At 71.7% G+C, this 26,224-nt stretch carries 18 protein-coding genes; 3 read left to right on the plus strand and 15 right to left on the minus strand.

Annotation, left to right across the window (positions count from 1 at the left end):
* Positions 1–5: 5 nt before the first annotated feature.
* The 3 genes from ACYVOO_RS17460 to ACYVOO_RS17470 all read right to left on the minus strand — a co-directional run bounded on the left by ACYVOO_RS17460 (position 6) and on the right by ACYVOO_RS17470 (position 5,392).
* Entirely contained in the window at positions 6–698 is a 693-nt protein-coding gene (locus ACYVOO_RS17460; protein WP_461016556.1) for a hypothetical protein, read from the minus strand.
* On the minus strand, positions 673–3,111 hold the full coding sequence (locus tag ACYVOO_RS17465; protein WP_461016557.1) for an MMPL family transporter: 2,439 nt from the start codon (positions 3,109–3,111) through the stop codon (positions 673–675). Before ACYVOO_RS17465 ends, ACYVOO_RS17460 begins: the two co-directional genes overlap by 26 nt.
* 157 nt (positions 3,112–3,268) lie before the next feature.
* Positions 3,269–5,392: a phosphocholine-specific phospholipase C gene (locus tag ACYVOO_RS17470; RefSeq protein WP_461016558.1), complete on the minus strand. Its 2,124-nt coding sequence runs from the start codon at positions 5,390–5,392 to the stop codon at positions 3,269–3,271.
* A 725-nt stretch (positions 5,393–6,117) separates the two neighbouring features.
* Between ACYVOO_RS17470 and ACYVOO_RS17475 the strand changes: the two genes are divergently transcribed.
* Both ACYVOO_RS17475 and ACYVOO_RS17480 read left to right on the plus strand, forming a co-directional pair.
* The gene (locus tag ACYVOO_RS17475; protein ID WP_461016559.1) at positions 6,118–7,350 is read left to right on the plus strand and encodes a helix-turn-helix domain-containing protein; all 1,233 of its coding nucleotides are present in this window, start codon (positions 6,118–6,120) and stop codon (positions 7,348–7,350) included.
* Positions 7,351–7,577: 227 nt separating this feature from the next.
* Positions 7,578–8,663: a methyltransferase domain-containing protein gene (locus ACYVOO_RS17480; protein ID WP_461016560.1), complete on the plus strand. Its 1,086-nt coding sequence runs from the start codon at positions 7,578–7,580 to the stop codon at positions 8,661–8,663.
* A gap of 466 nt (positions 8,664–9,129) precedes the next feature.
* Here ACYVOO_RS17480 and gatB read toward each other — a convergent pair whose 3' ends face one another.
* The 6 genes from gatB to ACYVOO_RS17510 form a co-directional block, all read right to left on the minus strand.
* A complete protein-coding gene (gene gatB, locus ACYVOO_RS17485) occupies positions 9,130–10,638 on the minus strand; it encodes an Asp-tRNA(Asn)/Glu-tRNA(Gln) amidotransferase subunit GatB (RefSeq protein ID WP_461016561.1) in 1,509 nt (502 codons plus the stop codon).
* A 25-nt stretch (positions 10,639–10,663) separates the two neighbouring features.
* A complete protein-coding gene (locus tag ACYVOO_RS17490) occupies positions 10,664–10,909 on the minus strand; it encodes a hypothetical protein (protein ID WP_453347257.1) in 246 nt (81 codons plus the stop codon).
* Positions 10,906–12,399, minus strand: a complete 1,494-nt coding sequence (gatA, locus tag ACYVOO_RS17495) for an Asp-tRNA(Asn)/Glu-tRNA(Gln) amidotransferase subunit GatA (protein ID WP_461016562.1) — start codon at positions 12,397–12,399, stop codon at positions 10,906–10,908. The genes ACYVOO_RS17490 and gatA overlap by 4 nt, the downstream gene beginning before the upstream one ends.
* A 5-nt stretch (positions 12,400–12,404) precedes the next feature.
* A complete protein-coding gene (gene gatC, locus ACYVOO_RS17500) occupies positions 12,405–12,701 on the minus strand; it encodes an Asp-tRNA(Asn)/Glu-tRNA(Gln) amidotransferase subunit GatC (RefSeq protein WP_453347255.1) in 297 nt (98 codons plus the stop codon).
* A 205-nt stretch (positions 12,702–12,906) separates the two neighbouring features.
* Entirely contained in the window at positions 12,907–13,647 is a 741-nt protein-coding gene (locus ACYVOO_RS17505; RefSeq protein ID WP_461016563.1) for an enoyl-CoA hydratase/isomerase family protein, read from the minus strand.
* A 101-nt stretch (positions 13,648–13,748) separates the two neighbouring features.
* On the minus strand, positions 13,749–15,023 hold the full coding sequence (locus tag ACYVOO_RS17510; RefSeq protein WP_461016564.1) for a CaiB/BaiF CoA transferase family protein: 1,275 nt from the start codon (positions 15,021–15,023) through the stop codon (positions 13,749–13,751).
* A gap of 178 nt (positions 15,024–15,201) precedes the next feature.
* Here ACYVOO_RS17510 and ACYVOO_RS17515 point away from each other — a divergent pair, with 178 nt between their 5' ends.
* Positions 15,202–15,918, plus strand: a complete 717-nt coding sequence (locus tag ACYVOO_RS17515) for a FadR/GntR family transcriptional regulator (RefSeq protein ID WP_461016565.1) — start codon at positions 15,202–15,204, stop codon at positions 15,916–15,918.
* Positions 15,919–15,982: 64 nt separating this feature from the next.
* On the opposite strand, the gene ACYVOO_RS17520 is transcribed toward ACYVOO_RS17515, so the two are convergent.
* The 6 genes from ACYVOO_RS17520 to ACYVOO_RS17545 form a co-directional block, all read right to left on the minus strand.
* Entirely contained in the window at positions 15,983–17,491 is a 1,509-nt protein-coding gene (locus ACYVOO_RS17520; protein ID WP_461016566.1) for an amidase, read from the minus strand.
* Positions 17,492–17,612: 121 nt separating this feature from the next.
* Entirely contained in the window at positions 17,613–18,914 is a 1,302-nt protein-coding gene (locus ACYVOO_RS17525; protein ID WP_461016567.1) for an SLC13 family permease, read from the minus strand.
* Positions 18,915–19,145: 231 nt separating this feature from the next.
* Positions 19,146–21,320: a putative bifunctional diguanylate cyclase/phosphodiesterase gene (locus tag ACYVOO_RS17530; RefSeq protein ID WP_461016691.1), complete on the minus strand. Its 2,175-nt coding sequence runs from the start codon at positions 21,318–21,320 to the stop codon at positions 19,146–19,148.
* A 338-nt stretch (positions 21,321–21,658) separates the two neighbouring features.
* Positions 21,659–23,860: an NAD-dependent DNA ligase LigA gene (gene ligA, locus ACYVOO_RS17535; RefSeq protein ID WP_461016568.1), complete on the minus strand. Its 2,202-nt coding sequence runs from the start codon at positions 23,858–23,860 to the stop codon at positions 21,659–21,661.
* A gap of 15 nt (positions 23,861–23,875) precedes the next feature.
* On the minus strand, positions 23,876–24,910 hold the full coding sequence (locus ACYVOO_RS17540) for a methionine synthase (RefSeq protein ID WP_461016692.1): 1,035 nt from the start codon (positions 24,908–24,910) through the stop codon (positions 23,876–23,878).
* Positions 24,911–24,980: 70 nt separating this feature from the next.
* A complete protein-coding gene (locus ACYVOO_RS17545; protein ID WP_461016569.1) occupies positions 24,981–25,670 on the minus strand; it encodes an SDR family oxidoreductase in 690 nt (229 codons plus the stop codon).
* Positions 25,671–26,224 lie beyond the last annotated feature (554 nt).

Here is a 26,224-nt window from a genome sequence, read left to right on the forward strand (position 1 = left end):
CCGTATCAGCCGCCCGCGCTCGGCACCTCGGGCGCGGAAGCGACCAGGTCGAAGTACATGCCGCCCGCGACCAGGAGCCCCAGCACGCCGAGGACCAGGCCACCGAGCGCGACGGGCCGCACCCACGCCTGAGCGCCGGAACCGGGCGCCGGGCGATTGGCCAGGACCGCGAGGAGGACGCCGCCGACGATCACGGCGAGCAGCGCGAAGATGCCGTTGAAGACGGCGGTGGTGTGCCAGGGGGAACCGTAGATCGCGTCGACCTGGTCACCGGCGCTGCCGCCCGTCGCGCTGCTGCTCTCGATCTGGCCGATGAGCTGCTTGCGGTCGCGCAGCATCTCGCTCAGCGAGGTGCCGGTCAGGGAGACCAGCCCGAGGCCCGCGCTCACGACGGCCGCGGCGCCCGCACCCAGTCCGCCCCGGGGAGCGGTCGTGACGTGGTCGTGGTCGTCGTGCTCCAGGATGTCGTCCGAGGAGTCGTCGATGTCGGCTCCGTCGTCGGTTTCCGGGGTGTCGGCGGGGACCTTGTCCTCGACGGCGTCCGTCGCGGTGGTGTCCTTCGCCTCCGTCTTCCCGGTGGACGCCGTGCCCTCGGCCGTTCCGGCCTTTTCGGTCTTTTCGGCCGCCTCGGGCTGTTCGGCGTTCTCGGCCTTTCCGGCCTCGTCGTTCTTCTCAGTCTTCGTCGTCTCGGTAGCCATGGGGCCCGACCGTAGGGGCCCTTTCTGAGAGTCCGATGAGAGCATCCGAAGGCTGTGTCGGAATCGTGATACTGGCGGGTTCCGACGCCCTTCCGCGCGCCGTCACATACGCCCCCTCCGGCACACCCGTCGGCACCGGCACCGGCTCCGTTCCGGAGCCCGGCGCGGACTCCGCATCAGGCCCTGGGCCCGGCTCCCGCGCCTCGTCCCCCGGCTCCCCCGGCTCGATGCTGACCCTCGGCAGCCACCGCTCCAGCCAGCCGGGCAGCCACCAGTTGGCGCCCCCGAGCAGATGCATCAGGGCCGGGACCAGCAGCGTACGCAGCACGAACGCGTCGAGCGCGACGGCCGCGGCGAGGCCGACGCCGAACATCGCGATGACCCGGTCGCCGCTGAGGACGAAGGCGCCGAAGACCGCGATCATGATGACGGCGGCCGAGTTGATCACGCGCCCGGTCTCGGCGAGCCCGACCCGTACCGACCGCCGGTTGTCCCCTGTGAGGCGCCACTCCTCGTACATCCGGCTGACGAGGAAGACCTGGTAGTCCATCGAAAGACCGAACAGCACCGAGACCATGATCACAGGCAGGAACGGTTCGATGGGCCCGCCCCCGCCCAGCGCGTCCGGCGTGTCCAGGCCCAGCAGTGCCAGCAGCCCGCTCCCCCACCCCCACTGGAAGACAGCGACGACGATCCCGAAGGAGGCGGCCACCGCGAGCACGTTCATCAGCGCCGCCTTCACCGGTATGCCCACGCTGCGGAAGGCGACCAGCAGCAGCGCGCACCCCAGGGCGATCACGACGCCGACGAACAGCGGCAGCTTGCCCAGGATCACGGATGCGAAGTCGTCGTAACTCGCCGTGAGTCCGCCGACGCTCACCCGCAGCCCGCTGTCGGCCTCCGACTCCGGGACGACGTCCGTGCGCAGCCGCTCCACGAGGCGCGAGGTGGACTCGTCCTGCGGGGCGCTGTCCGGCACGACCGTGATCACCCCGGTGGTGCTGGTGCCGCTGCCGTTCAGCTCGCCGCCCGAGACCTGGGCCACGCCCTCCGTGCCGCGCAGCTTGTCCGGCAGTTCCTCAAAGGCGAGCTTGTCCGCTGCCCCGTCGATCTCCGCGACGAGGGTGAGCGGCCCGTTGGAGCCGGGCCCGAAGCCCTTCTCCATCAGGTCGTACGCCTGGCGTGTGGTGGCCGTCGCGGGGCCGTTGCCCTGGTCGGAGGTGCCCAGGTGGAGCGCGGAGACGGGCAGGGCCAGCACCAGCATCAGCGCTGCCGCGATCCCGCCGAGCAGCTTCGGGTGGCGCTCGACGAAGGCCGACCAGCGCGCGGCGAAGCCCGTGCTCCCCTGCTGGGCTGGGAGCGGCCCGTGCTCGGCGAGCCGTCTGCGCTCCCGCGCGCTCAGCGCCCGCATGCCGATCATGCCGAGCAGCGCGGGCAGCAGGGTCACCGAGGCGAGCACCGCGAGGACGACGGTCAGCGAGGCCGCGACGGCGACGCCGTTGAGGAAGCCGAGCCGCAGCACGAGCATCCCGAGCAGCGCGATACACACCGTCACACCAGCGAAGACCACCGCGCGTCCCGTCGACGTCACGGCCCGTCGCGCGGCCTCATCGACGGGCAGCCCCCGCTTCAGGCCCGCGCGGTGCCGGGTGACGATGAACAGCGCGTAGTCGATGCCGACGCCGAGCCCGATCAGGGTGCCCAGCATGGGCGCGAAGTCGGCCACCGTCATGGCGTGGCTGAGCAGCCCGATGCCGAGCGCCGAAGTGCCGACGCTCACCAGCGCGGTGACGATCGGCAGCAGCATGGCCGCGAAAGAGCCGAAGGCCAGCAGGAGCACGACGGCGGCGACGGCGAGCCCGACGGCCTCGCTCAGGTGCCCGCTCATCCCCTCCGTGAGCGCGATCCCCGCGCCGCCCAGCTCCACCTCCAGGCCGCCGTCCGTGTCGCCCTCGGCCGCCTTCGCGGTGTCGACGACGGCCCGCACCTCCGCCTCGTCCAGCTCGTCCGAGGGCGCGTCGAAGGCGACGGTGGCATAGGCCGTACGCCCGTCGGCGCTGATCCGGGAGTCGGCGCCGCTGCCGTACGGGCTCTCGACGCCGGACACGCCGGGCAGCGCGGCGATCTCGTCCAGGGCGCGCTGCATCCGCTCCTCGACCCCGGCCTCGCGCACCCCGCCGCCGTGGGCAGCGGCCGTGTGCCAGACGACGGTGTCGCTGTCGCCCGCACGGTCGGGGAAGCCCTCGCTCAGGAGCTGGGTGGCGCGCCCGGACTCGGTGCCGGGGACCTCGTAGTCGTTGGAGTAGGCGGAGCCGGTGAGACCGGAGGCCGTGGCGACGCCCGCGAGCACGGCGAGCCAGAGCGCGACGACGGCGACGCGCCGTCGCAGGCACCAGCGGACAAGGGCGGTCATGAAGGCCGTCCTCCTCCCGGGTCGTGCGCCGATCTGCCCGGAAGGTACCGGTCGTGCCGAACGCGGTGGTGCGGATGTTCCCTGCACCCTGACAGCCCGAAAAGATCCTTTGCCCGCTTTGTGGCGATAGCCACAGAGCGGACCACAAGGACCGCGCTCAGCCGGTCACGGACTCCCGCCCGTTCTCGATGTGCCCCATCAGCCTGCGCCGGAAGCCCTCGTCCTCCGCCACGCGCAGGTCCAGGTCGTACCAGCCGTGCGCGTGCCGCGCCTCGTGCGCGACGGTGCGGGTGCTGCGCGGCCCGACGGTGAGGGTGCGCGGCTTGGCGCCCGGGTGCGGGTGCGGGTCCGCGTACGCGAGGGGCGTCAGCTTCAGCGTCAGGGCCGAGGCGCCGCCGTTGACGACGGTCACATGGACCTCGCGGCGCTCCGCGTCGAGGCGGGTGGTGACCTTCAGCGCCGCCGCCGCGCCCTCCCTCGTGCCGCGGAACTCGCGCCGGAACCCGTTCGGGCCCGTCACCGTGAAGTCGTAGGCACCGTCCTCGACCGGGACCCGCACGACCGTGCCGCCCGTCACGTCGTGGTGCCGGGGCGTCTCGTACTCGCCGGCGTACGGGTACAGCGTGAAGTGGGAGCCGCGCTTCCCCTTGTCTCGGAGCGCGAGCAGGAAGACCCCGGCGCCCGGGTCGTAGATGCCGTCGGCGTCGGACCGGTACGGGAGCGGGCGCGCGGGACGGGTGCCCTCCTCCTGTTCCGGCATCCGCTGCTCCGACGGGGGCTCCGGGTGCCAGCGCCCCTCGAAGGCGGGCACCGGGCCCGGCTGCTCGACCTCGGGGAGCTTTCGGCCGCGCGAGAAGTCGAAGGCGGAGGTGAGATCGCCGCACACCGTGCGCCGCCACGCGGAGATGTTGGGCTCGCGCACCCCCGTCCAGCGCTCCAGGAAGCGGATGACCGAGGTGTGGTCGAAGACCTCGGAGCACGCGTAACCCCCCACCGTCCAGGGCGAGATGACGGTCATCGGCACCCGCATGCCCAGACCCACGGGGCGGCCGTCCCAGAACTCCTCGGCCGTACCCTCCGGCGGCTCGGGCGGCGGTACGTGATCGAAGAGGCCGTCGTTCTCGTCGTACGTCAGGAAGAGCGCCGTGTGCCGCCACACCTCGGGGTGGCTGCCGAGCGCGTCCAGCACCTTGTAGACGAAGTGGGCGCTCTCCACCGGCGAGGAGCCGCCGGGGTGCTCGCTGTCCTTCGCGGACGGCACCAGGTAGGAGACGGCGGGGAGCTTGCCCGAGGCGACGTCGGCGGCGAACGCGTCGGCGGTGCTGTCCGGCTCCCCGCGCCGCAGCGCCCGCTCGAAGTACGACCGCTCCCGCCGCGACAGCGCCCGCACCCCCTCCTCCAGCAGCCCTTCGAGCCGCGCGCGCTCCTTCTCGTCCGCGTCCGCGAGCTTGCCGTAGTAGGCGGTCATGTTCGCCACGCCGTCGACCTTGGCGAGGGCCTTCGCCATCACCGCCTTGAAGGAGGCGAAGAACTCCAGGTTGTTGTCGGTGAAGTTGTCCCACTCCTGGTAGACCCGCCAGCTCACCCCGGCCTTCTCCAGGCGCTCGGCGTATGTCGTCCAGCCGTAGCCGGGGTGGTCGTCCTCGTCGTAGCAGTCGTTATTGACCGCGCGCCCCTTGTCGCCCGGCTCGAAGCCGGTCCAGCCGCTGACCAGGTGGTTACGGTTGGGGCTGGTCGAGGTGTGGATCGACGAGTGGTAGGCGTCGCACACCGTGAAGGTGTCCGCCAGCTCGTGGTGCAGCGGGACGTCGGCGCGGTCGTAGTACGCCATGGTGGCGGCGGTCTTGGCGGTGACCCAGTTGTCGTACCAGCCGCCGTTGCGGGCCTTGCCAGCGCCGCCCCAACTGTGGTCGAGGTCGCCGATGTACTGAAGCTCTTTCCGCTGGCGCTCGGCCGCCTCCCGTACGGAGTACGGCAGTACGGTGCCGGCGCCCAGCGCGCCGGGCTGCTCGAAGACCGACCGCTTGCCGTCCGGGAGGCGTACGGCGTTGCGGTCGCCGAAGCCGCGGACGCCGCGCAGGGTGCCGAGATAATGGTCGAAGGACCGGTTCTCCTGCATCAGCACGACGACGTGCCGCACGTCTTCGAGGCCGCTGGCCCCCATCGGCTGCTGGGCGATCGCCTCCCGCAACGACGGCGGCAGCAGCGACCCTGCCGCCGCGAGCCCGGCGGCCCCCGCTCCCATGCCGAGCACCCGGCGCCGCGATATGTCCGTTGCCACCCGTTCCTCCCACGCCTCGTCCAAGATCAGCGCCCTGCAAGCTACGCGGCACACGTGTCCGAAGGAAGTCCCGTCACCGCCTCTGGGGTGAACGGGTCCCCTTCGCGGGGGGGGCGGAAGGAAACGGGGGGTTCTGGTTGTCCGGGGGTGTTGCGCGGGACGGTTCACCGGTGTGGTGGGTGCCGCAGGGTCCCGCGCTGGTTTTTGTGCCGTTGCACGCAGTGGGGTGGCGGGGCGCCGTCGATTTTCGGGTGCGGGCCGGTGGCTACGGCGCGGCGTGTGGACCGGTACGACGCGGCTGGCGCCGCGTGACTCTTGGCTTGCGCCGGTGGCCGTGTGGGGTTGCCGTGTGGTGGGGGTCGGCGCCGCGGTGGGGTGTCTCCTCGGCGTGAAGGTCTCGTGTTCCGCTCTCGGCCGGTGACTTGCTCGACCTGCGGGGACACCCCACCGCACCACCTCCCACCCGGTGGCCAACCTCCCGTACGAGGTCAGCCGGGGCACGGGCCAGGATCGCGGCCTGCTCCGTCCGCCTCGTCCTCAACGACGTACGGGGATGCCGACTGCGGGTCATCTCCCCATGTTTCCAAGGGCTGTATCGCCTTCAGGTCCAGACTCCCGTGCTCGTCCCTCGCTGGGATGGGTACGAGTTCTTTGGCGTGTCCGAGAGCGCTCGCCAAGCGTACGCTGCGGGAACTAAGGCCCTATCTGTCAAGGGAGCGTGCACCATGACTGATCTGCCCTCAGAGCTGACGACCGGTGAGCGCATCCGCATCATCCGAGAACGCCGGGGGTTGACGCGCGTTGTGCTCGCTGGTCTGGTCGGCCGGTCGTCCGACTGGCTGAAGAAGATCGAGAACGGCGAGCGAGACATTCGGTCGATCACACACCTTGTCCGGCTCGCTCACGCGCTGCATGTTTCAGATGTGGCCGTACTGACCGGGGATGAGTTGGCGATCCCCGTGGACTCGGTGGGCAAGCTGTCGCACGCGTCCGTGACGCCGATCCGGGCGGCTCTGCACGGCGTTTCTTTCGCTGGCACGCCGACTGTGCGCCCCGATTCCCCAGAAACCCTGAAAGGCCGTGTCGAGGGCGCGTGGCGACTCTGGCACAGCAGCCAGCACCAGCGGACCGAAGTGGGGGCGCTGCTGCCTGAGCTGATCCGGGATGCGCACGCCTGTATCCGGGCTCACCAGTCGGACGACCGGCGAGCCGCTCATGCCGCTACCGCTGATCTGTACCGACTCGTGCAGCGCCTCTTGGCCCACATCTGTGAGCCTGAGCTGTACTGGCTCGCGCTGGAGCGTGGACGAGCCCACAGCGAGGAGTCCGACAACCCCGTCTCCCTGGCCCTGGCTGCCTGGTCTACGGCTATCGGCCAGCGGGCGGCGGGCTTCGCGGAAGAGGCCGTGCAGACCGACGAAGCGGGCATGGCTCTGCTGCGTGATCAACTCGAAGACAATTCGCCGGAAGTCCTGGGCGTCTATGGGGCGTTGAACCTGCAAGCGGCTATTTCGTGCGGCCTTGACGGGCGCTCGGGGGACGCTGAGCGGTATCTGACGGAGGCGGACCGAACGGCCGGACGCCTTCCCGTCGGCTACACGCACACCCCGTCAGCGTTCGACGCGTCCAACGTCGCCATTCACGGCGTCAGCGTGGGCGTGGGGCTGCTGACCCCTGGCGAGGCTCTGCGACGCGCTGAGTCGATCACGCCGGAAGTCGTCGGCTCGCTGGAGCGTCGGTCCCGACTACTGCTGGATATCGCGACCGGGCACCACCAGAAGCACGAGACGGCGGCAGCGATGCACTACCTGTCAGCGGCGCACCGGGTGAGCCCGGAAGGTGTGCGGTACGTGCCGTTCGCTCGCGCGCTGGCCCGGGATCTCGCCAAGGCCGCGAGTGGCCCGCTCAAGGCTGACGCTGTGGCGCTTGCTGAGTCTGTAGGAATGGCTGCTGCCTGACCCGAACGGGTGAGGAGACAGTTTGGGGCCCTCGCGAACTCTCCTTCCGCTTATGGTCCTTCCGCTCGGTAGGTACAGCAGGCACAGGAGACGAGGAAGTCATGGGCAAGGACAAAGGCGGCGGCCACTCCGGGAAGCCCGACACGGCACCGCACGACGGACACCGCGATAAGCCGCCGCAGGTTCCGCCGATCACCCCCGATCCCAAGAAGAAGTAGGGCACACGCATGGCCTGGAGTGATCTCGTGACCGACCTCGCCAACGAGGGTTACCTGGAGGCGGGTTGGGAACCTTCGTTCGCCGCCGTACCGCGACGTCCGTTCGTCTCGTCGCGCTGCTGGGCTCACGCGGAAGACGGCACCGTGGTGGAGCTGGACCGGGAGAAGAGGCCGCGGGAGTGGGAGGAGGCTGTTACCTCCGACGTGGCTCTGGTCCTGGCGAAGGAGGACGGCAGGCCCACCACATCGGCGTCCATGCCGCGCATGGTGGCGATGATGCTCCGCGAACTGGATGTGCGGGACGGGAACACGCTGCTGGAGATCGGGACGGGCACGGGGTGGAACTCCGCTCTGGCATCACACCGACTCGGTTCCGGGAGCGTGACCACGGTTGAGGTGAACGCCCAGTTCGCGGAGCGCGCGGCGGCACGGCTGAAGGCAGTTGGCTTCGCTCCCCACGCGGTGTGGGGTGACGGAGCCGAAGGATGGGAGGCGAACGCCCCGTATCAACGGCTCATCGCGACGTGCGCCGTGCAGCATGTGCCTTGTGCGTGGGTGGCGCAGACCAACGGAGTCATGGTCATCCCCTGGGGTAACGGCATGTGCAACGGCGCGTTGCTCCGGCTCGAATCCGACGGACGCACTGCTACTGGCAAGGTGGTCGAGGAGGCGTCATTCATGTGGATGAGCGGGCAGGCCCCCGCCGACTGGCCCGAGAAGACAGCGGGCGCGGCCTCCAGGACGGATACGGACCCACGCGTACTCACGCCGAATGAAGCCCGGTTCGCGGTCGGTCTGGGCGTCCCCGGATGTCGGTATCGCGTGGACTGGGGGGACGATCCGGACGGGGCCGACTGCACGCTGTGGCTCACGGACGGGGAGTCGAGCGCATCGGTTCGGTACATGCCGGAAGGCTCAGCGTTCCCCGTTCAGCAGGCTGGGGCACGCAATCTCTGGGACGAGACGGAAGCCGCCTACCGCTGGTGGGAGGAGCGGGGACACCCCGGCCTCACCCGCTTCGGGCTCACCGCGAACAGCGACGGCGAACAGGTGTGGCTCGACTCCCCGGACACCCCCGTACCGGTCCATACGTAACTCCCCGCCGTTGCGCGGTGCGCCGTGTGCGGTGCTGTGTGGGTGGCGCGCTGTGCACAACAGCGGCCACGACGCGGTGGCAGCCGGCCACCGGCGGGACGGGGACGCGGTGGGGTGTCCCCGCAGGACGAGCAAGTCACCGGCGGACAGCCGACGACGAGACCTTCACGCCGAGGAGACACCCCGGCGCGGCACCGGACACCCCCCACCCACGCGCCCACAACCACGGCCGCAACCAAGAATCACGCGGCGCCAGCCGCGACGCACCGCAACCACACGCCGCGCCGAAGCCACCGGCCCGCACCCGAAAAACAACGCCCCGCCCAGCGCAGCGCACCGTGCAGCGGCACAAAAATCAGCGCGGGACCCTACAGTGCCCGCCACACCGGCCAGCCGTCCCGCGCAACACCCCCGTGAAAAGGGCGACCCCGCACAGGGGCCGCCCCTTCGAGAGCCGGAGTCCGGCTCAGCCCTCGACGCCCAGTTTCTCCAGGATCAGTTCGCGCACGCGCGCCGCGTCCGCCTGGCCACGGGTGGCCTTCATGACGGCCCCGACCAGCGCCCCGGCGGCCTGGACCTTCCCGGCGCGGATCTTGTCGGCGATGTCGGCGTTGGCCGCGATGGCCTCGTCCACGGCGGTGCCGAGCGCCCCCTCGTCGGAGACGACCTTGAGGCCGCGCTTCTCGACGACCTCGTCCGGCGAGCCCTCCGAGGCCAGCACGCCCTCGATGACCTGGCGGGCCAGCTTGTCGTTGAGCGAGCCCTCCTTGACCAGGGCGCAGACCCTCGCGACCTGCTCGGGGGTGATGGGCAGGTCGGCCAGCTCGGTGCCGGACTCGTTGGCCCGGCGGGCCAGCTCGCCCATCCACCACTTGCGCGCCGACGCCGCATCCGCACCGGCGTCGGTCGTGGCGACGATGAGCCCCACCGCGCCGGCGTTGAGCACCGACTGCATCTCGTGCTGCGAGATGCCCCACTCCTCGCGCAGCCGGTTGCGGCGCAGCCTCGGCAGCTCGGGCAGCCCGGCCCGCAGTTCCTCGACCCATTCGCGCGAGGGCGCGACGGGCACGAGGTCGGGCTCGGGGAAGTAGCGGTAGTCCTCCGCCTCCTCCTTGACGCGGCCCGAGGTGGTGCTGCCGTCGTCCTCGTGGAAGTGGCGGGTCTCCTGGATGATCGTGCCGCCGGAGTCGAGGACGGCGGCGTGCCGCTGCACCTCGTACCGTGCGGCGCGCTCCACGCTGCGCAGCGAGTTGACGTTCTTCGTCTCGCTGCGCGTGCCGAACTTCTTCTCGCCCTTGGGCCGCAGCGACAGGTTCACGTCGCAGCGCATCTGCCCCATCTCCATGCGGGCCTCGGAGACGCCGAGCGCCTTGATCAGCTCACGCAGCTCGGCCACGTACGCCTTGGCGACCTCGGGGGCGCGTTCGCCCGCGCCCTCGATGGGCTTGGTGACGATCTCGATGAGCGGGATGCCCGCGCGGTTGTAGTCGAGCAGCGAGTGCGACGCGCCGTGGATGCGGCCCGTCGCGCCGCCGATGTGCGTCGACTTGCCGGTGTCCTCCTCCATGTGGGCGCGCTCGATCTCGACGCGGAAGATCTCCCCGTCCTCCAGTTGCACGTCGAGGTAGCCGTCGAAGGCGATCGGCTCGTCGTACTGGGAGGTCTGGAAGTTCTTGGGCATGTCCGGATAGAAGTAGTTCTTCCGGGCGAAGCGGCACCACTCGGCGATCTGGCAGTTCAGCGCCAGGCCGATGCGGATCGCGGACTCGACGCCGATGGCGTTGACCACCGGCAGCGCGCCGGGGAGCCCGAGGCAGGTCGGGCACGTCTGGCTGTTCGCGTCGGCGCCGAGGGTGGTGGCGCAGCCGCAGAACATCTTGGTGCGGGTACCGAGCTCGACGTGCACCTCGAGCCCCATCACGGGGTCGTAGGTGGTCAGCGCGTCCTCGTACGACACCAGTTCAGTGACGGTCACGGAAAACTAACCTTTCTCTCCCGCGTCAGTCGTCCGCGAGGATGTCGTCCACGTCCAGGCGGCGCAGCTCGCGGACGAGCAGTGCGACGCCCGTCGCGATACCGGCGGCGGAGACCGCCACGTCGATGAGCTGAAGCGTGTCGCCCTCCCGGCGGGCCTGCTTGCCCCGCTTGACGGTGCCGATCACGCCGAACAGCGACGTGGCGATCGACACGTACATGCCGGTCCTGGACTTCTTGAAACCCTTGGCCTTTTCGAGCTTTCCACTCACAGCGACGGTGCCTCCTCCAGCAACGGGTGTCCCCAACGTGCCTGGAACGCGGTCTCGACGGCCGCACCGACACGGTAGAGCCGGTCATCGGCCATGGCGGGGGCGATGATCTGGAGCCCCACCGGAAGCCCGTCCTCGGGCGCGAGCCCGCACGGGACGGACATGGCCGCGTTCCCCGCCAGGTTGGACGGGATGGTGCACAGGTCCGCAAGGTACATCGCCATCGGGTCGTCGGCACGCTCACCGATGGGGAAGGCGGTGGTCGGGGTGGTCGGCGAGACGACGACGTCCACCTGCTCGAAGGCCCGCTCGAAGTCGCGGGTGATGAGCGTCCGCACCTTCTGCGCCGAGCCGTAGTACGCGTCGTAGTAGCCGGAGCTGAGCGCGTACGTGCCGAGCATGACGCGGCGCTTGACCTCGTCGCCGAAGCCCGCCTCGCGGGTCAGCGCGGTGACCTCCTCGGCGGAGTGCGTGCCGTCGTCACCGGCCCGCAGGCCGTAGCGCATGGCGTCGAAGCGGGCGAGGTTGGACGAGCACTCGGAGGGCGCGATCAGGTAGTACGCCGCGAGCGCCTTGGTGAAGGACGGGCAGGACAACTCGACGACCTCGGCGCCCAGCTCGCGCAGCAGCTCGACGGACTCGTCGAACCGCTGCATGACGCCCGCCTGATAGCCCTCGCCGCGGAACTCCTTGACGACGCCGACGCGCAGCCCCGCCACGTTCCCGTTCCTGGCGGCCTCGACCACATCGGGCACGGGCTGGTCGATCGAGGTGGAGTCCTTCTCGTCGTGCCCGGCGATGACGGAGTGCAGCAGCGCCGCGTCCAGGACCGTGCGGGCGCAGGGCCCGCCCTGGTCGAGGGAGGAGGAGAAGGCCACCATGCCGTAGCGGGAGACGCCGCCGTAGGTCGGCTTGACGCCGACGGTGCCGGTGACGGCCGCGGGCTGGCGGATGGAGCCGCCCGTGTCCGTGCCGATGGCGAGCGGCGCCTCGTAGGAGGCGAGGGAGGCGGAGGAGCCGCCGCCGGAGCCGCCCGGGATGCGGGTGAGGTCCCACGGGTTGCCCGTCGGCCCGTAGGCGCTGTTCTCGGTGGAGGACCCCATGGCGAACTCGTCCATGTTGGTCTTGCCGAGGATGACGACGTCGGCCTCCTTGAGGCGCTTCGTCACCGTCGCGTCGTACGGCGGGATCCAGCCTTCGAGGATCTTGGAGCCGACGGTCGTCGGGATGCCCTCGGTGGTGAAGATGTCCTTGAGCGCGAGCGGCACACCGGCCAGCGGGCCGAGCTTCTCGCCCCGCGCGCGCTTCTCGTCGACCTCACGGGCCTTGGCCATGGCGCCCTCGCGGTCGACGTGGAGGAAGGCGTGCACCTTCTCGTCGACGGCGTCGATGCGCTCCAGGTGCGCGGCGGTGACCTCGACGGCACTGACCTCGCCGCTCGCGATCTTCTCCGCGATCTGGGCTGCGGTGAGCTTGATCAGGTCGGTCATGGCGGTCACTCCTCGCCCAGGATCTGCGGCACCTTGAAACGCTGCTGCTCCTGAGCGGGCGCGCCGGAGAGCGCCTGCTCGGGCGTCAGGCCTGGACGGACTTCGTCCGGGCGCATGACGTTGGTGAGCGGCAGCGGGTGGGAGGTCGGTGGTACGTCCTCGTCGGCGACATCGGACACGGCCGCTACCGCGCCGATGATGTCGTCGAGCTGACCGGCGAAGTGATCGAGCTCTTCGTCCTTCAGCTCCAGACGCGCCAGCCGGGCGAGGTGGGCGACCTCCTCGCGCGAGATGCCAGGCATGCAGCGATCCTCTGGGGTGAGTGTTGGATTTTCCGCCCCAATCCTATGGGTCGGGCACCGGTGCCCGCGAAGCGCTTTGCTCACGAGGGCCGCGCGGGGTTCCCGCGGGGCCTGTGCGGGTGCCGGTACGGGTGCGCCGCGTACCCGTACCGGCCCTCCCGACACCCCGCCCGCGGAGGCCGCGGAGGCCGCGGAGGCCGCCGGATCAGCGCAGGAAGTCACCCACGGCGCGCTGGAATTCGGCGTAGGCGACCGCGCTCTCCCCGTTGACGGCGGTGGCCGTGCGCGACGGGGACAGCGCGGCGGAGACCGCGCGCTTGGCGGCCCGTACGGCCGCTGGCGGCTGCCCGGCGATGCGCGCGAGGGTGCGCTCGGTGAAAGCGGTCAGCGTGGGCGCGGCCAGTTGCCGGTCCGCCAGCCCGGCCTCCACCGCCTCGCGGGCCTCCAGCAGCCGCCCCGTGTAAAGGAGGCCGCGGGTCACCGAGGGGCCCGCGACGGCGACCATGCGGGCGGCGAAGGCGGGGCTCGCCATGATGCCGAGCTGCGCGATGGGCATGCCGATGCGCGCCGTACCCGCCATGAAGCGCAGGTCGCAGGCGAGCGCGAGCTGGCATCCGGCGCCAGCGGCGACGCCGTGGATCTCGGCGACGACGGGGACCGGGCACTCCTCGACCGCCCGGAACGCCGCTTCCATGCGGGTGAAGGTCTCCTCGACCTCCTCGGGGCTCGCGCCGTCCCACTCGTTCATGTCGGAGCCCGCGCAGAAGGTGTTCCCGCGGCCGCGCACGACCACGGCCCGCAGCTCGTCCCGCTCCCCCAGCTCCCGTACCCGCCGCTCCAGCTCGGCCCAGGCGGCGCACGTCAGCGCGTTGCGCCGCTCGCCGCTGCCGACGGTGATCTCGACGACGGGCCCGTCGGGACCCACCTCGACCAGCGGGGCAGGCATATCCGGCGACGTACCGGACCCACCCGACGTACCGTTCGCGCCGTTCGCGCGGGGCCCGGCCCGCCCTGCGCCCACGGCGGAAGCCGCGGAGCCCTGCCCCTTCACCGGACCGCTCCGCGCGCACGCAGCCCGGCTATGCGGGTGCCGTCGACGCCCATGGCCTCCAGGATGCCGTCGGTGTGCTCGCCGTGCAGGGGCGGAGCGCTGCGGACGCGCGGCGGGCTGGCGGAGAGCTTCAGCGGCGAGGCGACCATGCGCACGTCCCCGGCCGTGGGGTGCCGGGTCTCCGTCACCATGCCGCGGGCCCTGACCTGGGGGTGCGCCAGCGCCTGGTCGACGGTGTTGATGCGGCCAGCGGGGACCGAGGCGTCGGCCAGCACGCGGGCCCACTCCTCCGCCGGGCGCGCGGAGAGTGCCTTCTCGATGAGGGGGAGGAGTTCATCGCGGTTGCGTACCCGGTCGGGGTTCGTGGCGAACCTCGGGTCCTCGGTGAGGGAGTCCAGTCCGACGGCGGGCGCGAAGCGGCGCCAGAGCGCGTCGTTGCCGACCGCGATCATCAGATGCCCCTCGGCCGTGGGGAATGCCTGGTAGGGCACGATCGTGGGGTGGGCCGAGCCGTAGCGCCCCGGCACCTCGCCGCTGGTGAACCAGCCCCCGGCGACGTACGTCAGCCACGCGATCTGCCCGTCGAGCAGCGAGACGTCCACCCACTGCCCGGCCCCGGTGCGGTCGCGCTCGCGCAGCGCGGCCAGCACGCCGATGGTGGCCCACATCCCGGCGGCCAGATCGGCCCCGGAGACCCCGAACCGCACGGGCGGCCCGTCGGCCTCGCCCGTCACGCTCATGATCCCGGAGAGCGCCTGCGCGATGGCGTCGTAGCCGGGCTCCTGGCGGTACGGGCCGGTCTGGCCGTAGCCGCTGATCGAGGCGTAGACGACGCCGGGGTTGGCGGCCGAGACCTCCTCGTAGCCGAGACCGAGGCGGTCGGCCGTGCCAGGGCGGAAGTTCTCCACGACGACGTCGGCGCTACGGGCCAGCCGCTGGACCAGTTCGCGGCACTCGGGGTCCTTGAGGTCGACGGCGAGGCTGCGCTTGTTGCGGTTGACGCTGAGGAAGTAGGCGGCCTCCCCGTCCTGGAACGGCGGGCCCCAGGCGCGGGTGTCGTCGCCCGTGCCGCCGTTCTCGATCTTGATGACGTCGGCCCCGAGGTCGGCGAGGGCCATGGTGCTGAACGGTCCCGACATGATCCGGGACAGGTCGAGCACCCGGAGCCCCGCGAGGGCGCCCTCGTGCCGGAGCCAGGGGGTGGGGGGCTGTGGGGCCTGGGAGGACGGGTCGGTGGACTGAGGGGAAGGGGAGGGAACCGGGTCGTCCATAGGGGGCGCACCTTCCTGGGTTGTCCTGTGCTGGGCCTGGACCGGCGGGCGGGGGCTTTGGCTGAGTGGGCGAGTGGATGAGCCAGTTGAAATTGGCTGAGCCAATAGGCCAGTAGACCAGTGGGAGGGATCCTGTTATGTTGACCGTCGACCTGTCAAGGGGGACGAGGGGGACGAAGTGACCAGCTCTGAGCCGTTGCGCCCGGTGACCCGCTCGCGCCTCTACGAGCAGGTGGTCGCCCAGCTCCGCGAGCACGCGGAGGCCGCGGGCCTCAAGCGCGGCGACCGGCTGCCGTCCGAGCGCGAGCTGGCCGAGCGGCTGGGCGTGAGCCGGGCCTCCATCAAGCAGGCGATCGTCGTCCTGGAGGTCCAGGGGCTGGTCGAGATCCGGCACGGCGGCGGCACGTATCTGCTCAAGAACAGCCTGAGCGCCGAGCCCGTCGCCACCCTCGTCGACCGCCGCCGACGGCTCCCCGACGTGCTGGACGCACGCGAGGCGCTGGAGGCCAAGCTCGCCGAACTCGCGGCGCTGCGCCGCACGGACGAGGACCTCGCCGGCATCGACGCCGCGCTGGAGACCATGCGCGCCGAGGTCGAGGGCGAGGAGGCGGGCGAGGAGGGCGACCGCCTCTTCCACGCCGCCGTGACGGCCGCCGCGCACAGTGACCTGCTCGCCGAGTTCATGCGCGAGATCGCGGAGCAGATCGCCGAGAGCCGCCACGAGTCGCTCCAGCAGCCAGGGCGCCCCGCGCAGTCACTGACGCAGCACACCCGGATCGCCGAGGCGATCCGCGCCCAGGACCCGGACACCGCCGTCGCCGCCATGCGCGAGCATCTGGAGACGGTGCGACGGGTGCGGCTGCTGGACTGGAAGCCGGGGGACGAGGAGGTCTGACGGGTCGGGCCCGCGCCCCAAAGCCTGACGGGCCGGGCCCCGTACCGGCACCGCCCCCACCGCGTCACCCCACCCGCGTGGGCGCCTCGCCCAGCAGCGGCGGGGGCATCCTGCTCACCCACCCGGTCTCCCGCTCGTAGGCGTACGCGAGCCGCAGCAGCGCGAGGTCCGCGTGCTCCCTCCCGATGAGCTGGACCCCCATGGGCAGCCCCCTGGCGTCGAACCCGGCGGGCATGCCGATGGCGGGCAGCCCCGTCAGGGACCAGGGCGCCACCGTCTCCATCCAGCGGTGGTAGGTGTCCATGGGGCGCCCGTCGATCTCGGCGGGCCAGTGGACGTCCTTGTCGAACGGGAAGACCTGCGCCGAGGGCGCCAGCACATAGTCGTACGTCTCGAAGAGTTTGCGCACCGCCTCGTGGAAGAGGGCGCGCGAGTGGGCCGCGCGGGTGATGTCCAGCGCGCTGAGCCGTGCGCCCCGCTCGGTCTCCCAGCGTGCCTCGGGCTTCATCCGCGCGCGCTTCGCGGGGTCCTCGTACAGCTCGTACCGCTCCAGCGCGGCCCACCAGCGCCACGTCAGGAACGTCTCCCAGATCTCGTCCGGCGGGAAGTCGGGCAGTGCCTCCTCCACCGTGCAGCCCAGCGCCTCGAACGCGGCGAAGGAGTCGCGGCACAGCTCCAGCAGGCCCGGCTCGGTCGCCAGGTGGCCCTTCCAGTCGCCGACCCAGGCGATGCGGGCCCCGCCGACGCCCTTCCCCTCCCCCTCCACCAGGGAGCCGAGGTCGCCCTCGCCGCCCCGGTCGCGGTCGCGGGCGAGGTCGCGCGCGAGCGCGGCGAACACGCCCGGCTCCCCCTGTGCGCCGAGCGGCGCGCTCGGGTCGGGGCCCGCCATCACCCCGAGCAGCGCGGCGAGTTCGGGCACCGTGCGCGCCATGGGGCCCGCGACGGAGAGCTGCGCGATGAAGCCGGGCCCCGGCACGCGGCCCCACGTCGGGCGCATGCCGAGCACGTTGTTGAAGGCGGCGGGGTTGCGCAGCGAGCCCATGTAGTCGGAGCCGTCGGCGACGGGCACCATCCGCAGCGCCAGCGCGCTGGCCGCGCCGCCGCTGCTGCCGCCCGCCGTGCGGGAGGGGTCGTAGGCGCAGCCCGTCGTGCCCCACACCGGGTTGTACGTCTGCGAACCGAGGCCGAACTCGGGCGCGTTGGTCTTGCCGATGACGATCGCGCCCGCGTCCTTGATCCGCCGCACGGACAGGTCGTCCGAGGCGGCCACCCGGTCCGCGTAGAGGGGTGAGCCCTCCGTCCAGGGCAGGCCCTCGGCGGCGGCCAGTTCCTTCACGGCGTGCGGGAGGCCGTGCATCCAGCCCCGGTACTCGCCCGCCCTGAGCTGCCTGTCCCGCTCCCCCGCCAGCCTGACCGACTCCTCCGGGTCGCGCATGGCCACCAGCGCGTTGACGTGCGGATTGACGCGCTCGATGTGGGCGAGATAGGCGCGCATCACCTCGACGCAGGAGACGTCGCGGCGCCTGATGGCGCGCGAGAGTTCCAGCGCGTCCAGCGACACGATGTCCGACATGCGGGCTCCCTTCCTGCTGCCTGGGTCCTGCTGCCTGAGACCTGGGACGGTCCGTCATTCTGCTGCTCCTTCGCCCCGCCGACGAGAGCGAATCCGGCGTGTTCAGCCGCGTTCGGCCGTGTCAGCCGAAGCCGGGCACGACGAAGACGAGCCAGGTGAGCAGCGGGACGACGGCGACGACGACACCGCCGTACGTGAGCAGCCTGCGGTAGAAGGCGTCGCGGTCGGTGACCTTCACGTTCGCCATGACGATGGCGCCGTTGGTGGAGAACGGGCTGACGTCGACCACCGTGGCCGAGACGGCGAGCGCGGTGACCATGCCGATGGCGCCGATGCTGCCGTCCAGCAGGAACGGGACCGCCAGCGGGATGAGGGCTCCCATCAGCGCGGTGGAGGACGCGAAGGCGGAGACGATCGCGCCGATGTAGCAGAGCAGCAGCGCGGCGAGCACGGGTACGCCGACGTCGGCGACGGCGTGTCCCGCGTAGTCGATGGTGCCCATCTCCTCCAGCACCGCGACGTAGGTCAGCACCCCGCACACCAGCAGCACCGTGGGCCAGGCGACCTCGGACGGCGCCTTCCGGCACGCCTTCGGCGAGATGACGCTGAGCACGACGGCGATGGTGAGCGACATGAGGCCGACGTCCAGATCGAGGACGAGCGTGCCGAGCACGAGCACGACGAGCCCGCCGAGCGTGAGCGCCCGGTCCCGGTCGAGCCCCACCACCCCGGCGCCCTCCGCTTCCTCCCCTTCGGCGGGGGCCGCCTCCCCGCTCGCGGCGGCCCCGGCCCCCGCCGCACGGCGCGCGCGGTCGGCCCGTACGAGACGGGCGCCGCCGAACAGTACGAAGACGACGGCCGCGATCAGGATGTTGACGACCAGCGAGCCGAAGAAGAGGACGAGGGGGCTGCCGGGGATGTCGTTCTTCTCGACGACGCCGTTGACGATCGTGCCGTAGACGCTGATCGGCGAGAACGCGCCCGCCTGCGTACCGTGCACGACCATCGCGCCCATGAGCAGCGGGTTGATGCCGTGCCGGGCCGCGAGGTTGAGGGCGATCGGCGCGACGATCGCACACGCCGCGGGGCTGACGGCGCCGATCATCGTCAGCAGCGCGCCGATCCCGAACATCACCCAGGGGATGACGGCGATGCGCCCGCCCACCAGCCGTACGGACCGGCTCACCAGCCAGTCGGTCGTGCCGTTGGCCTTGGCGATGGCGAACAGATAGGTGACGCCGACCAGGACGACGAAGAGGTCCCCCGGGAAGCCCGCGAGGATATCGTCCTCGGTCAGACCGCCCGCGAGTCTCCCCACGAGGAAGGCGGCGGCGAAGGCCAGCACGCCCATGTTCACCGACAGCGCCGTGGCGATCACGAATGCGACGACCAACGCCGCGATGGATATCAGCTCCGGTGACACCGTGCCTCCTCGCACTCCCCGTGGACCAGTGGCTCACTGGCTAGCCCACTTTGGGGGCGGGTCAGGACGAAGTCAATGGGCTGGACACGGATTCACGCGGGAGGCGTCGCACCCGGAAGGAGGCGCGACGGGGTGTCCCCGCAGGGAGGCGACGGGTCACCGGGCGGGCCCGCACCGCACCACGCCCCGCACCACGCCCACGCCCCACGCCCGTTCACGCGCGGCGCGGCGTCACTGCACCCGGTCGGGTGACTTCGCCGGCGTGGACGACGAGGGGACGGGCGTCTCCAGCGGCCCGTGCTCACCGGTGCCCGGCGAGGACGTGCCCGCGTCCTCCGGGCCGTACCCGCCCTTCGCCTCCGCCGCCCCGGCGCCGTACCCGTCCTTCGCCCCGTAAGCGCGGTCCCGCGCCCGCAGCCAGGCCGTCGCCTCACGCGGCGGCATCGCGGCGGCGACCAGCCAGCCCTGCACCGCGTCGCAGCCCAGATCGCGCAGCCGCTCCCACGTCTCGTCGTCCTCGACGCCCTCCGCGACCACGAGCAGCCCGAGCGAGTGCGCGAGGTCCACGGTGCAGCGGACGATCTCCGCGTCCTCCGCGTCCACCGCGAGCCGGGCCACGAAGGAGCGGTCGATCTTCAGCTCGCTGACGGGCAGCCGCCGCAGATGCACCAGCGACGAGTAGCCGGTGCCGAAGTCGTCCAGGGACATCTTCACGCCGTGCCCCGTCAGCCCGGCGAGCGTGTCAGCGGCCCGCTGCGGGTCCTCCAGCAGCACATGCTCCGTGATCTCCAACTGGAGCGCCCCCGCGGGCACTCCGTGCCGGGCCAGCCGGGCCGCGATGGCGCCCGCGAACCCGGGTGTGTGCACGTCGCGCGGCGAGACGTTCACCGCGACGGGCACCGTCAGGCCGGAAGCGCGCCAGCGGGCTATCTGCGCGAGCGCGGTCTCCAGCACGTACTCCGTCAGGCGCGGCATCAGCCCGGACGTCTCCGCGATGGCGATGAACTCGTCCGGGGGCACCCGGCCCCGCTCCGGGTGCACCCACCGCACCAGTGCTTCGAGCCCGGAGACGACGCCGTCGAAGCCGACCTTGGGCTGGTAGTGCAGCTCCACCTCGCCCGCGTCGAGCGCGCGGCGCAGATCGGCCAGCAGGCCGAGCCGGTCCGGGGTGTTGCCGTCGCGCGTGGCCTCGTACACCTCGACGCCCGTGCGGTCCCGCTTCGCCTCGTACATCGCCACGTCGGCCCGGCGCAGCAGCCCCTCCGCCTCCCGCGCGTGGTCGGGGAAGACGGCGACGCCCGCGCTGGCCTCCAGCACCAGCGTGAGCCCGTCGAGGTCGAGCGGCGAGCCGAGCGCGGACACGAGCGCGCGGGCGACGCGCTGCGCGCTCGTCGTGGAGTCGGCGAGCGGGAGCAGCACGGCGAACTCGTCGCCGCCCAGCCGCGCCGCCTCCGCGCCGCGCGGGAGCGCGGTCCGCAGCCGCTCGGCTATCTGCAACAGCAGCCGGTCGCCCGCGAGATGGCCGAGTGTGTCGTTGACGGAACGGAAGCGGTCGAGGTCGATCAGGACGAGCGCGGAGCGCGCTCCCGTGCGGTCAGCCTCGTCCAGCGCCGACCAGGTGCGCTCCAGCAGCCACTGGCGGTTGGGCAGCCCGGTGAGCGGGTCCCGCAACTGCTCCTCGGCGCGGGCGCGGGCGATCCGCAGCGTGGAGTCGAGCGCGATGAGCGGCACCGCGAACAGCGGGAGCAGCAGCGGCGTGGCGACCGCGACGACGGCGATCAGCGGCGAGATGCCGAGCAGCGCGAGCGCGACGATGCCCTGGCGCAGCAGCGCCGTGCGCAGCGCGGTGGGCAGCCCGGTCTTGCGCGGCGCGAGGGAGTACCAGGACAGCCCGCGGGTGACCAGCAGATACACGCAGGCGGCGAGGACGATGCCGGGCAGCGCGAGGAGGTCCCAGCGCACGGGCTCCCAGGGCTGTTCGACGGAGGGACGGATGCCGAAGGCGGCGAGGGCGAGGGCCGCGGCACCGATGCCGAGGATGTCGACGGCGCCGTGGACGACGGCCTGCCGCCAGCGGTGGCGCCGCGCCCCGGCGACGAGCAGCACGACGGCGAGGCTCACCAGCACGGCGGGCACCCAGCCGTAGAGCAGCAGGATCGCGAGGGTGAGCGCGGCGCCCGAGCCGGTGCCGCCCCACCAGCGGTCGCGCCCGAGTGCGACGAGGTGGCCGACGACGATGCCCGTGAGCACGGCGATGGACCAGCCCGCCGTGCCCGCGGGGAACAGCGCGTGGCCGCCGAGCAGGACGCGGCAGACGCCGACGGCCAGCGCGACCCCGGCCACGGCGACGGCCGCGAACGGCAGCCCCGGCACCCTCAGCGAGGCGGCCCGCTGGAACCAGGGCATGTCCTCGGCGGCGCTCATGGACCCGCCCGTACGCCCGCCCGCCTCAGAGGGCAGGCGGGAGTACGGGGGGCGGTGACCCCCGGGGGTTTCCTGCATGCCGGTCCCTCTCACTGCCGTCCGTGCCTGCCCTCGCCACGACAGGCTCCCGCTTCAACAGTAGGACGCACACTGCTGCCAGGGGCAGCGATCGGCCGGGGTTGCCACAACGCGTTCCGGCCGAACTGGCGGATGTGCCCTGCGCTGTACGAGTGCTGTGCGGATTCAGTGAGAGGCCCGGAACGAAACTGGTGGGGTTCGTGGGGCACTTGCACAACAGTGAGGGAGGAGAGGGGAAACGTTCATGTGGCCTTCTCCTCCTCGGGCGGCGTGACGGCCGCTTCACGGGCGGCATCGGGCCCCTCCTCCAACAGAACCGCAAGGCCGTCATCGTCCAGAATCGGCACCTTCAACTGGACCGCTTTGTCGTACTTGGAGCCGGGATTGTCACCCACAACGACGAACGCGGTCTTTTTTGAAACCGACCCGGTGACCTTCGCCCCGCGCGACTGGAGTGCCTCCTTGGCGCCGTCCCGGGTGTACGTCCCGAGGGTGCCCGTGACGACGATGGCGAGCCCCTCCAGCGGGCGCGGCCCCTCCTCACCAGTGGACTCCTCCTCCATGCGGACCCCGGCCGCGCGCCACCGCTCGACGATCTCGCGGTGCCAGTCCTCAGCGAACCACGCCTTGAGCGAGGCGGCGATGGTGGGTCCCACGCCCTCCGTCGCGGCCAGCTCGGCCTCGTCCGCCTCGGCGATGCGGTCCAGCGAACGGAACTCGCGCGCCAGCGCCTCGGCCGCCACCGGGCCCACATGACGGATCGACAGACCGGTGATGACGCGGGCCAGCGGGCGCTCCTTGGCCGCCGCGACGTTCTCCAGCATGGCCAGCGTGTTCTTCTTCGGCTCGCCCTTCTGGTTGGCGAAGACGGTGACGACCTTCTCCTCGCCCGTCTTCGGATCGCGCTTGGGCAGACCGCTGTCCTGGTCCAGCACATGCGCCTTGATGGGCAGCAGATCCTCGACGGTCAGATCGAAGAGCCCGCCCTCGTCCTTGAGCGGCGGCTCGGCGGGCTCCAGTGGCTGGGTGAGGGCGCTGGCCACGACATAGCCGAAGTGCTCGACGTCCAGGCACTTGCGGCCCGCGAGATAAAAAATCCGCTCCCTGAGCTGCGCGGGGCAGGAGCGCGCGTTGGGGCAGCGCAGATCGATGTCGCCCTCCTTCATGGGGCGCAGCGCCGTGCCGCAGTCCGGGCACTCGGACGGCATCTCGAACTCGCGCTCGCTGCCGTCCCGCAGATCGGCGACGGGCCCCAGGATCTCGGGGATGACATCGCCCGCCTTGCGCAGCACCACGGTGTCCCCGATGAAGACGCCCTTGGACTTGACGACCTCCTGGTTGTGGAGGGTGGCGAACTCGACCTCGGAGCCCGCTACCGTGACGGGCTCCACCACCGCGTAGGGCGTGACCCGGCCCGTACGGCCCACTCCCACCCGGATGTCCACCAGCTTGGTGTTGACCTCCTCCGGCGCGTACTTCCAGGCGATGGCCCAGCGCGGGGCGCGCGAGGTGGAGCCCAGGCGGCCCTGGAGGCGGATCTCGTCCACCTTGACCACGACGCCGTCGATCTCGTGCTCGACGGAGTGGCGGTGCTCGCCGTAATAGGCGATGAACTCGCGGACGCCTTCGAGCCCCTCGACCACCTTGCCGTGCGTGGAGGTGGGCAGGCCCCACTCGCGCAGCAGGTCGTACGTCTCCGAGAGACGGTCGATCCCGAAGCCCTCGCGGGCGCCGATGCCGTGCACCACCATGTGCAGCGGGCGGGTCGCCGTGACCTTCGGGTCCTTCTGGCGCAGCGAACCCGCCGCCGCGTTACGGGGGTTGGCGAACGGCTTCTCGTCCGCCTCTACAAGCCGCGCGTTCAGCTCCTCGAAGCGCTCCATCGGGAAGAACACCTCGCCGCGCACCTCGACCAGATCGGGCACGCGGTCCCCGCTCAGCCGCTCGGGGATGTCCGCGATCGTGCGCACATTGGGCGTGATGTCCTCGCCCGTGCGGCCGTCGCCGCGGGTGGCGGCGCGGGTGAGGCGCCCGTGCTCGTAGGTGAGGTTGACGGCCAGGCCGTCGACCTTCAGCTCGCACAGGAAGTGGTACTCCACGCCCTCCAGTTCACGCGCGACGCGATCGGCCCACTCGCCCAGCTCCTCGTCGTCGAACGCGTTGTCCAACGAGAGCATCCGCTCCCGGTGCGCTACCTCGGTGAACTCCGTCTCGTACTGCCCGGCCACCTTCTGGGTGGGCGAATCGGGCGTCACCAGCTCGGGGTGCGCCTCCTCGACCGCCTCCAGCTCGCGCAACAGCCGGTCGAACTCGGCGTCGCTGACGACGGGCGCGTCCTTCACGTAGTACCGGAAGCGGTGCTCCTCGATCTGCTCCGCCAGTCGCGCGTGCTTCTCCCGCGCCTCCGCGGGGACCCCTGTCCGCGCCTGCTGCTGACCAGCCACCGTGTCGTCCTCCCGTTACTCAGGGTTGTCAGCGAGTGATCTCGCGGCCTGGACGCAGTGCGCGAGAGCCGTACGCGCATAGGCGGGCGAAGTGCCCGCCAGCCCGCACGCCGGAGTGACCACGACCGACTCCGCGAGGAGTGCCGGGGACAGCCCGAGCCTGCGCCACAGCGACCTGACACCCCCGACGCTACCGGCAGGGTCTGACAATCCCCCGGCACCGGGCTCCAGCGTCGGCACGACTCCCGCGAACAGCGCGGTGCCGCCCTCGACCGCCTCGCCGAGCGCGTCGTAGAACTCCGCGTCCTCACTCTCGGTGAGCAGCGTCGCGTCGAAGGAGATCCCGTCGGCCCCCGCGCGCCGCAGCAGCCCGAACGGCACGCCCGGCGCGCACGAGTGGACCACCACGGGCCCGTCGTGCAGCTCCGTCAGCTCCCGCAGCGCGCCCTCCACGACGGCGCGGTCCACGGCGGCGTGGGTGCGGTAGCCGCTCGCTGTGCGCACGCTGCCGCGCAGCACCGGCGTCAGCGACGGCTCGTCGAGCTGGAGCACGACGCGGGCGCCCGGCACCCGTCTGCGCACATCGGCGAGGTGGTCCCGCAGCCCTTCGGCCAGCGAGGCGGTCAGATCGCGGCAGGCACCGTGGTCACCGAGTACGGCCTCGCCGTTGCGCCGCTCCAGCGCGGCGGCCAGGGTCCAGGGGCCGACGGCCGAGACCTTCAGCGCGCCCTCGTACCCCTGGGTGAACTCCTCCAGCGCGTCCAGGTCCTCGCCCAGCCACGACCTGGCCCGCCGGGTGTCCCGGCCCGGACGGTCGCTCAGCCGCCAGCCGCTGGGCTCCACATGCGCGTACAGCTCCACCAGCATCCCGATGGTCCGCCCGATCATGTCCGCGCCAGGACCGCGCGCGGGCAGCTCCGGGAGGTACGGGAACCGCTCGAAGGTCCCCGTGACCGTCCGCGCCGCCTCCCGCGCGTCCTCGCCCGGCATCGACCCGATACCGGTCGCGGCGGCCGTGCCCCACGGGAACCCCTGCGTCGTCTCACTCACACCACTCACGCCCGGAAGCGTACGTGCGTGGACCGGACGGGGTGCGCACGTGGTGGCCGTGATCGGCCGGTCAGCCGCCCGGACGCACGGACAGGTCCGTGACCTCGGAGCCGCGCGGCAGGTCGAGCGCGGTGAGGAGCGTGGTGGCCACCGCTTCCGGGGTGACCCACTTCTCCGCGTCGTACTCCTTGCCCTCCAGCCGGTGCACCTTCTCCTGCATGGGCGTGGCCGTACGCCCCGGGTACACGGACGTGACGCGCACGCCGTTGCCGCCCTCCTCGCCGCGCAGCGCGTCGGCGAGGGCCTTCAGGCCGTGCTTGCTGGCCGCGTACGCGCCCCAGTGGGGGTTTGCGCGCAGCCCGGCGCCCGAGTTGACGAACAGGACGTGGCCGCGGGCCTGACGGAGCTGGGGCAGCAGCAGCCGCGTCAGCTCGGCGGGGGCGACGAGGTTGGCGGCGAGCATGGTGTTCCATACCTTCGCCGACGTATCGCCGATCTCGCCCAGCTCGATCACGCCCGCGATGTGGTGGAGGGAGTCCAGGGTTTCGGGGAGCGCCTGGTGACTGAGCGCCCACGAGAGACGTTCCGGCTCGGCGAGGTCGCCCACGAGGGTGTGGGCGCCATCGAAGCGGTCGGCCAGTTCCTTGGCGCGGGCCGCGTTGCGGGCCAGCAGCCATGTGTCGTCGCCACGGGCCAGCAGTCGCTCCGCGACCACGGCCCCGATCCCTGACCCGGCCCCGGTGATGAGATGTGTTGCCATCCCCCAATGATCCCCCTTCGCGGGGTGCGGAAGGAAACGGGGGGTTCCCGCTTCACGGGAGTGTTGCGCGGGACGGGTCCCCTTCGCGGGGTGCGGAAGGAAACGGGGGGTTCCCGCTTCACGGGGGTGTTGCGCGGGACGGTTGGCCCGTGCGGTGCGCACTGTAGGGTCCCGCGCTGATTTTTGTGCCGCTGCACGGGGTACGGGGCGCTGCGCGTGTGGCTTGGCGCCGTGTTCGGGTGCGGGTGGGTGGCTTCGGCGCGGCGTGTGGTGCGGTGCGTCGCGGCTGGCGCCGCGTGGTTCTTGGCTTGTGCCGGTGGCCGTGTGGGGTGTGTGGGTGGGGGGTGTCCGGTGCCGGGGTGGGGTGTCTCCTCGGCGTGAAGGTTTCGTTTTCGGCTTTCTGCCGGTGACTTTCTCGACCTGCGGGGACACCCCACCCCGTCCCCGTCCCGCCGGTGGCCCGCTGTCCGGTTCCGGGTGCGCCGAGGCCCACCCCCCTTCGCGGGGTGCCACTCCTTGCCATGCGGCGGCACGAAAACCAGCGCGGGACCTAC

This window comes from Streptomyces daliensis (assembly GCF_054782395.1).

Bases quoted from the DNA above. Each gene is read 5' to 3' on its own strand.
- ACYVOO_RS17460 (WP_461016556.1), bottom strand. From the start codon at position 698: ATGGCTACCGAGACGACGAAGACTGAGAAGAACGACGAGGCCGGAAAG.
- ACYVOO_RS17465 (WP_461016557.1), bottom strand. From the start codon at position 3,111: ATGACCGCCCTTGTCCGCTGGTGCCTGCGACGGCGCGTCGCCGTCGTC.
- ACYVOO_RS17475 (WP_461016559.1), top strand. From the start codon at position 6,118: ATGACTGATCTGCCCTCAGAGCTGACGACCGGTGAGCGCATCCGCATC.
- ACYVOO_RS17480 (WP_461016560.1), top strand. From the start codon at position 7,578: ATGGCCTGGAGTGATCTCGTGACCGACCTCGCCAACGAGGGTTACCTG.
- gatA (WP_461016562.1), bottom strand. From the start codon at position 12,399: ATGACCGACCTGATCAAGCTCACCGCAGCCCAGATCGCGGAGAAGATC.
- gatC (WP_453347255.1), bottom strand. From the start codon at position 12,701: ATGCCTGGCATCTCGCGCGAGGAGGTCGCCCACCTCGCCCGGCTGGCG.
- ACYVOO_RS17505 (WP_461016563.1), bottom strand. From the start codon at position 13,647: ATGCCTGCCCCGCTGGTCGAGGTGGGTCCCGACGGGCCCGTCGTCGAG.
- ACYVOO_RS17510 (WP_461016564.1), bottom strand. From the start codon at position 15,023: ATGGACGACCCGGTTCCCTCCCCTTCCCCTCAGTCCACCGACCCGTCC.
- ACYVOO_RS17520 (WP_461016566.1), bottom strand. From the start codon at position 17,491: ATGTCGGACATCGTGTCGCTGGACGCGCTGGAACTCTCGCGCGCCATC.
- ACYVOO_RS17530 (WP_461016691.1), bottom strand. From the start codon at position 21,320: ATGCCCTGGTTCCAGCGGGCCGCCTCGCTGAGGGTGCCGGGGCTGCCG.
- ACYVOO_RS17545 (WP_461016569.1), bottom strand. From the start codon at position 25,670: ATGGCAACACATCTCATCACCGGGGCCGGGTCAGGGATCGGGGCCGTG.